1 protein-coding gene is annotated in these 1,249 nt (G+C 50.5%); it reads left to right on the plus strand.

Annotated elements, in window-relative coordinates; genetic code table 11:
• The first annotated feature begins 103 nt into the window (after window positions 1-103).
• Window positions 104-1,237 carry an IS4-like element IS5377 family transposase gene (locus tag B4113_RS08000; RefSeq protein ID WP_015375695.1) on the plus strand — a complete coding sequence of 378 codons (1,134 nt, stop codon included), beginning with the start codon at window positions 104-106 and terminating at the stop codon, window positions 1,235-1,237.
• The last annotated feature ends 12 nt before the right edge of the window (window positions 1,238-1,249 follow it).

Below are 1,249 nucleotides of genomic sequence, written 5' to 3' on the forward strand. Positions count from 1 at the left end.
CAGGCGTGTTGATTATCCAATAAAATCCAAAGGGTATAGAAAAAAGAGCACCTTTCCTGTAGAATGTGAGTAGCGACACAAACAAACCCAGGAGGTGCTCTCTATGAACAAGCATACCACACTCCCGAATTTGATGCAAAAACTTGTTTCGGATGAAGAGATTCAACTGATTGCCGAAGCGGTTGGGTATCGTGATTCGTCTCGAACCTTTACGTTGCGCGAGTTGATTCACTTCTTCCTGCTGGCCGCCATGCATCAATGGAAAAGCTTTCGCCACGGAGCCGATGTGGGGCCTCTGTATGGATTGCCGCGATTCCATTATTCAACTGTATCCAAGAAAGCGAAAGAAGTTCCCTATGACATCATGAAACGCTTGTTGGCGTTGATCATTTCCAAGTGCAACCGCCAAACCCGCCGTTCGCTTCGGTTTCCCAAACCGCTTCGGGTGGTGGATTCGACGACCGTCACGGTCGGGAAAAACCGCCTGCCATGGGCACCGTATCACGGCGAACGCGCCGGAGTGAAGCTGCACGTCGCGTATTCGCCGGAATCCTCGTTGCCGGCAGACGTGGTGGAAACCATCGGACTGCGTCATGATGGCCCGGTGGGAGAACAGTTGACGAACGCTCAACAAGTGCTGGTGGAAGACCGGGCGTATTTCAAAATCGAACGCCTCGATCGATTTGTGGAGCAGCATCAGCTCTTTGTCATTCGGATGAAGGACAACATCGAACTTCATCAGAAAAAAAGCTTGAAACGCCTTTCCAGCACATCCTCATCGGTTCAAGCCGACTTCACGTGCCAGTTGGGGACGAAACAATGCCGCTCCACCAAGCGTCACCGGGTGGTGATCTTTCGAGATGCGAATGGCCGCGACATTCGGGTCGTGACGAACCTCTTCCATGCGTCTGCGGAAACCATTGCCGACATGTACCAACAACGTTGGACTGTTGAGGTCTTTTTCCGTTGGGTGAAGCAATATCTGAATGTCCCGACCTTGTTTGGCACGACGGAAAATGCGGTATACAACCAACTGTTTGCGGCGTTCATCGCGTATGTGTTGCTGCGATGGCTGTATGATCAAACCAAAAAACAGACGAACGTCTCTCTTTCCTTCATTTCGTTCGTTCGCCGTTTTTTCTCTGGGCAGCTTCCTCTCGATTGGAAATCCGGGATGGCCGCTGCTTTGTTTGAGTATGCCCAAATTTATGGAAGGCGTATGTATAATTTTGGATAATCAACACTCGTG

The organism is Geobacillus sp. B4113_201601 (assembly GCF_001587475.1).
GTDB classification, from domain to species: domain Bacteria; phylum Bacillota; class Bacilli; order Bacillales; family Anoxybacillaceae; genus Geobacillus; species Geobacillus icigianus.

Excerpts from the sequence above, each read along its gene's own strand:
- B4113_RS08000 (WP_015375695.1), top strand. The coding sequence starts at position 104 with ATGAACAAGCATACCACACTCCCGAATTTGATGCAAAAACTTGTTTCG.